We start from the raw sequence: 5534 nt of genomic DNA on the forward strand, positions 1-5534 counted from the left end.
GTAGTAACCGAAGAATCCGCGGTGGCGGCACCGGCAGTAGTGACAGAAGTGCCCGCAGCGCCGGTGACGCGCTGAGCCAGCGGCTCATGCGTCTGGTGCGGTTCGGTCACGTCGTTGGCTCCTCGTCCGACCGACACAACTGTCGACCTCCACGATGCTCCGGGGGAATGTTCACACCACGGTAACCGCTTGTGAACCCATGCACAAAGTTGCTTGGAACGGGTTCGATGTGCCTTTAACCTGCAAAGCCATCGATTTCTTCTGATTGAGGGTTGCCTTACTTGCGTAAATCGTCGCGAAGGCGCTCTTCGTCAACTTCCCAGTAACCGTGCTCACGTCCGTCTAGAAGAATGACCGGCAATCGGTCGCCGTACTCGGCCCGCAAGTCAGGGTCGCTCGCAGCAGCTTCGTCCACGTCGATGCACGTCACTTCAAGCTCGAACTCACTGCAGACCCTTCTCAGCACCTCCGCCGCGCAGACGCAGGAGGCGCATCCTGCGCGTGTCAACAGGGTCACAACATGTCTCTCGGCAGTCATCGAGTAAGTACCTTTCCGGGGCTGGATGCTCATCTACTTATCCCCAGAGTCTGCCGTCTGCCGCCCCCTCGATACCAAATCGGCGGAGAGGAAGGTCACACGCTCGCCGCGCTCATCGCCATCCAACCCTTGGCGCCGCGCTGTGGAGGATAGGCTGACTCGAAGAGTTTTCTGCTCAACAGTGCAACACAGGAGGTGCGGGTGCCTGCGCGATCACTACCGAACGGCTCCGGATTCGGATCGGGGCTGGCCGGGGTTATTCTCCCCGGGCGTCGCCGCGTCAAGAATCCGCTGGGCCCGAGCGAATCGGAAGTTCGAGCCAACCTCGCCGGCGAGGCCAGTGTGGACGCAGCGCTTGCGCTCACCGCGGCCGCCAATCCGGTCGTGCCCACCGCGGACGACGAGTCACCAGCGGTTCCCCGCGATCTCACGGCCGCAGCCTTCTTCGACGTCGACAACACCATGGTTCAAGGTGCGTCGATCATTCACTTCGCCCGAGGACTCGCTGCTCGTAAGTACCTGAAGACGTCGGATCTCGTGGATTTCGCCTGGAAGCAGGTCAAATTCCGGGTCACCGGACGCGAAAGCAGTGACGACGTCGCCGAGGGCCGCGAGAAGGCACTCTCGTTTGTCGCGGGTCGGTCCACTGCCGAACTCGCTCGCCTCGGCGAGGAGATCTACGACGAAGTAATCGCGGACAAGATCTGGGCGGGCACCCGTGCGCTGGCGCAGATGCATTTGGACGCCGGCCAGCAGGTCTGGCTGGTGACAGCTACCCCCGTCGAACTTGCTCAGGTCATTGCCGAGCGGTTGGGCCTGACCGGAGCTCTGGGCACCGTCGCCGAGAGTGAGGACGGTGTGTTCACCGGCCGTCTCGTCGGCGACATCCTGCACGGCATGGGTAAGGCGCACGCCGTCCGCACACTGGCGGTTCGTGAGGGTCTCAATCTCAAACGATGCTCTGCGTATTCCGACAGCCATAACGACGTTCCGATGCTTTCCCTGGTCGGCACGCCTGTCGCGATCAATCCCGACGCCGATCTTCGCGAACTCGCGAAGAACCGTGGCTGGGAGGTGCGTGATTTCCGCACCGGCCGCAAGGCTGCCAAGATCGGCGTTCCCACGGCCCTGATTCTCGGGGCGATCGGCGGGGCACTCGCCGTCATCCTGGCACGACGAAAAGAACAGAGCACGTAAGTAGTAGAAGTCCGGATCGGCGACTGCCGATCCGGACTGCACTTCAGCCGAGGAAGATGTTGCGCCGCTTGGCCAACAACCGGTAGAGCGTCTGCTGGATTGTCTCGCGTACGTGGTCGGTCACTTCGAAGAGAACCATCGGATCCTCTTCTGCGCCAGGACCGTACGTGTCGGTGACGATCGGGGTTCCGAACTCGATATGCCACTTCGACGGTAGCGGAACGAGGCCGAGCGGTCCCAGATGCGGGAACAACGGTGTGACCGGAAAATACGGTAATCCCAGCACTCGCGCGAGTGTCGTCAGGTCACCGATCTTGGGATAGATCTCCTCGGATCCGACAATCGAGCACGGAATGATCGGCGCTCCGGAGCGCATGGCAGCCGAGACGAAGCCGCCGCGTCCGAACCTCTGCAACTTGTACCGCTCGCTGAACGGCTTACCGATTCCCTTGAATCCTTCGGGAAACACTGCCGCCACTTCGCCTTCGCTCAGTAGCCGCTCGGCATCGGGGTTACAGGCCAGTGTGTGCCCGGCCTTGCGTGCCAGCCCACCGATCACCGGCATCTCGAATGCCATGTCCGCAGCCAACATTCGCAGCGGTCGGTGCGCCGGATGATGATCGTGCACGGCAACGGACGTCATCAATCCGTCGAGTGGGATCACGCCCGCATGATTCGCAACCACCAGGGCGCCACCCGTGAGTGGGATGTTCTCGATGCCGCTCACCTCGACGCGGAACCACTTCTCGAACAGCGGCCTCAGCATCGGCATCACGATATTGTCCGCAAAATGCGGATCGAACCCGAACTCGTCGACCTCGTAGTCACCGGCTACTCGACGCCGTAAGAACTCTGCCGCAGAAGCGATCTGATCGACCAAACTCGATCGTGTGGAGTCGATGAAGGAGCCCTCGTCAGGAGGATTCGGAGGCAATGACGAACTGGACGGATGTCGACGTTCACTCTGCTCTCGCACCATTCGTTCGGTGCCGGTGACGGATTCACGGGTTCGCGTACGCCCTGAATCGCTTCGACCGCTGTTCGGTCGCAGCGGAATTACCTTGGCCACGTCGGTCATCTCTCCACCACACCACTGCCGGTGTCCGGCATCGACAGGACGTCTGCGTTCTGCGAGCCCGGGGAAGATACCGCGTTGCCGCCGACGATTGCAGTCAACGTCTGCTCGGCGCGATCGATCCAGCTGGAACCGATGATCCGCCGCGTCTGCGTGGCCCGGACGAAGTCGTCCAAAGCCTGCATCGTCGTCCATCGGGGCGAGAAACCCATCTCGGTCCGCATACGCGTGGTATCGAGACCACAGCCGAATCGGAAGTATTCGAGTTGTTCGTCGGTATACAACCGCATCGACGAACCCACCAGCGCGCTGCCGGCGCTACGGAACAGCGCCAGCGGCATGGGGACTTGGATGCGTCCGGCGCGCCTGATGGCCTGCGACATCATCACGACGCCGTCAGCGGCGATGTTGTACGTCCCGGCGACCGACGAGACGGTAGCGCATTCGAGCGCGGCCAACGCGTCTTCCACGTGCAGTAACTGCAGTCTGGCGTCGCGCCCGACGATCGTCGGCACCACCGGCGCGCTCACATAGTGTCCGACCGTCGCCGTGAGTTGGGGGCCGATCAGCGGAGCGAGCCGCAGAATGCCCACGGAGATGTCGGGCCGACGGCGTCCCATGCCGCGCAGATATCCCTCGATCTCGAGGCTGTCGCGCGCATATCCACCGGGCGGGCGACGACGCGCGCTCATCTCCTCGGTGAACTTGACCGGGTCTTTGGCGCTGCAGCCGTACACCACCGATGCGGATCGGAGCACGACCTTACGGACGGTGGGAGCTTTCTGGCAGACCGCGAACAGCTGCATCGCTCCGATGACGTTCATGTCTTTCATCGCGGCGCGAGAGCCCGATTTTGGGGCCCTCTGCAGCGTCGACGCATGCACGACAGTGTCGACTTCGGCGCCGCGGACGACCTTGCCGATGAGGGGGTTGCGGATGTCGGCGCGCACAAATTCGGCGCGGCCCATTCGGCGGAGCATGTCCTTGCTCGGGCTGACCGAGTCGACGGCGATCACACGCTCGATATCGGGATTCTGTGCCAGCCGTCGTACCAGGTAGCCGCCGAGGAATCGGCTTGCCCCCGTCACGAGAACAACACGAGGAACAGAGCCGTTCGACTTCGTTTCACCGGCGCTGTTCGACTTCGTCTCATCGGCCGTTTTTTCGGCCATTTTGTCGCTTGTTGTCATGTCACGATCTACCACCAAGTACCCCCATATCCAGGACAAACAGGCATTCCCGAAACACTTTCGCGACAAGTTGTCCCCACTTTACGGGCAGTCGAGGACTTGCGCTGATTACCCGCATCGCGTGCATTCAAGACATACCGTCCACCTAGTGAGACGGTTCCCGAAAGATCCCCCAATACATCGATGCCCGCCACCCCGGAAATGGGGTGACGGGCATCGATGTGTACTGCAAATACTGCTTATTTACCGAGTTTCCTGCGCTGCACTCGGGTACGACGAAGCAACTTGCGGTGCTTCTTCTTGGACATGCGCTTGCGACGCTTCTTGATCACTGAACCCATAGCGGGTGTCCCTCACGTTCTTCTATAGCGTTCCTGCGCACGCCGGTCACGTACGCCTGCGCCAAGCAACTGGCGCCTGGCCCTCGTTTTAACTAGCTCAGCGCCTTACGACACCAGCTTGCTGGTACGACAGTTGCTCATCGTACCGGTGTGGGGTCACCCGACATAAACCGAGCCTCCGGCACAGCTACTGCTGTGCCCGTGACTCGGCCTACGCCGAGCTCATCCTCTTCGAACCGCCTGGTCAGCCGGCATCGAAGTACGAGGTTTCGAGATAGTCGTGTACCGCTTTCGCATGCACACGGAACGAGCGGCCCACTCGAACAGCAGGCAACTCGCCACTGTGCACCAATCGGTACACAGTCATTTTCGACACCCTCATCAAAGTTGCCACTTCGGCAACAGTGAGGAATTGTGTGCCGGCCACAGCCGGCTTTCCGTCGTGGGACGAACCCATGGACGGCTTGTTTGCAGACACCATAAATCCACATACCTCCAGTACGACTCGCGCCGCCGGCTTCCCCTCCGGCGGAACAGACACGTACGTACTAACCCGAGCTTAGCTGTACTAGTGGGGTTAAAGCGACGGGTGTGGCGTAACGGGCGACTATTCGGCAGTCACGCCCATCGCGGCGGAACGGGTCTTCGCGGCGTCGAGTGCTTCGAAGAACGCGGTTCGGAGACCACCGGCTTCCAACTGCCGGACAGCGGCAGCTGTCGTACCACCCGGCGATGTGACGGCAGCGCGAAGCTCTGCAGCGCTGTCCCCGGTGCGATCGAGCATGGCGGCCGAACCGACCATTGTCTGGACAACCAATTCCGTTGCCACCGCGCGGGTAAGTCCTAGCCCGACGCCGGCATCGATCATCGCTTCGGCCACCAGGAAGAAGTATGCGGGGCCGGAGCCCGACACCGCCGTCACAGCATCGATCTGGGATTCGGGAACAGTGACGACCTTGCCGACGCTACCCAGAATTCCGCGCACCAATTCCAGGTGCTCAGCTTTGACATGGCGTCCCGGAGCCAAGACGCTCACACCCTCACCGACCAGCATCGGAGTGTTCGGCATGACACGAACCACCGGGAACCCTGCGGGCAGACGCGTTTCGTAGAACCCGGTCGGGATTCCAGCGGCCAGTGAGACGATCAGCTGCTCGAGGTCACCGTCGAGATCAACCTTGGCAAGTTCGGTC

General features: G+C 61.7%; 7 protein-coding genes. 1 reads left to right on the plus strand and 6 read right to left on the minus strand.

The genetic code is table 11. The features are described 5' to 3' along the window. Nucleotides 1–277: 277 nt before the first annotated feature. A complete protein-coding gene (locus QM600_RS28750) occupies nt 278–538 on the minus strand; it encodes a glutaredoxin family protein (RefSeq protein WP_283265146.1) in 261 nt (86 codons plus the stop codon). Nucleotides 539–739: 201 nt separating this feature from the next. Here QM600_RS28750 and QM600_RS28755 point away from each other — a divergent pair, with 201 nt between their 5' ends. Then, complete coding sequence (locus QM600_RS28755) at nt 740–1735, plus strand: HAD family hydrolase (protein WP_283265147.1); 996 nt, start codon at nt 740–742, stop codon at nt 1733–1735. Between the two features lie 43 nt (nt 1736–1778). Here QM600_RS28755 and QM600_RS28760 read toward each other — a convergent pair whose 3' ends face one another. From QM600_RS28760 to proC, 5 genes are all read right to left on the minus strand, one after another. Then, the gene (locus tag QM600_RS28760) at nt 1779–2813 is read right to left on the minus strand and encodes a lysophospholipid acyltransferase family protein (protein WP_283265148.1); all 1035 of its coding nucleotides are present in this window, start codon (nt 2811–2813) and stop codon (nt 1779–1781) included. Continuing rightward, nucleotides 2810–3982, minus strand: a complete 1173-nt coding sequence (locus QM600_RS28765; protein WP_283265149.1) for an NAD-dependent epimerase/dehydratase family protein — start codon at nt 3980–3982, stop codon at nt 2810–2812. Before QM600_RS28765 ends, QM600_RS28760 begins: the two co-directional genes overlap by 4 nt. A 257-nt stretch (nt 3983–4239) precedes the next feature. After that, entirely contained in the window at nt 4240–4341 is a 102-nt protein-coding gene (locus tag QM600_RS28770; RefSeq protein WP_003402602.1) for a 30S ribosomal protein bS22, read from the minus strand. Nucleotides 4342–4585: 244 nt separating this feature from the next. Then, entirely contained in the window at nt 4586–4822 is a 237-nt protein-coding gene (locus tag QM600_RS28775; RefSeq protein ID WP_003941845.1) for a helix-turn-helix domain-containing protein, read from the minus strand. Nucleotides 4823–4948: 126 nt separating this feature from the next. Next, the coding region (gene proC / locus QM600_RS28780) for a pyrroline-5-carboxylate reductase (protein ID WP_283265150.1) at nt 4949–5534 on the minus strand (586 nt) is incomplete at its 5' end.

Origin of the sequence: Rhodococcus sp. IEGM 1379, from assembly GCF_030056815.1 — a bacterium.
Lineage (GTDB): Bacteria > Actinomycetota > Actinomycetes > Mycobacteriales > Mycobacteriaceae > Rhodococcus_F.

Bases quoted from the DNA above. Each gene is read 5' to 3' on its own strand.
- QM600_RS28765 (WP_283265149.1), bottom strand. From the start codon at position 3,982: ATGGCCGAAAAAACGGCCGATGAGACGAAGTCGAACAGCGCCGGTGAA.
- QM600_RS28760 (WP_283265148.1), bottom strand. From the start codon at position 2,813: ATGACCGACGTGGCCAAGGTAATTCCGCTGCGACCGAACAGCGGTCGA.
- QM600_RS28770 (WP_003402602.1), bottom strand. From the start codon at position 4,341: ATGGGTTCAGTGATCAAGAAGCGTCGCAAGCGCATGTCCAAGAAGAAG.
- QM600_RS28750 (WP_283265146.1), bottom strand. From the start codon at position 538: ATGACTGCCGAGAGACATGTTGTGACCCTGTTGACACGCGCAGGATGC.
- QM600_RS28775 (WP_003941845.1), bottom strand. From the start codon at position 4,822: ATGGTGTCTGCAAACAAGCCGTCCATGGGTTCGTCCCACGACGGAAAG.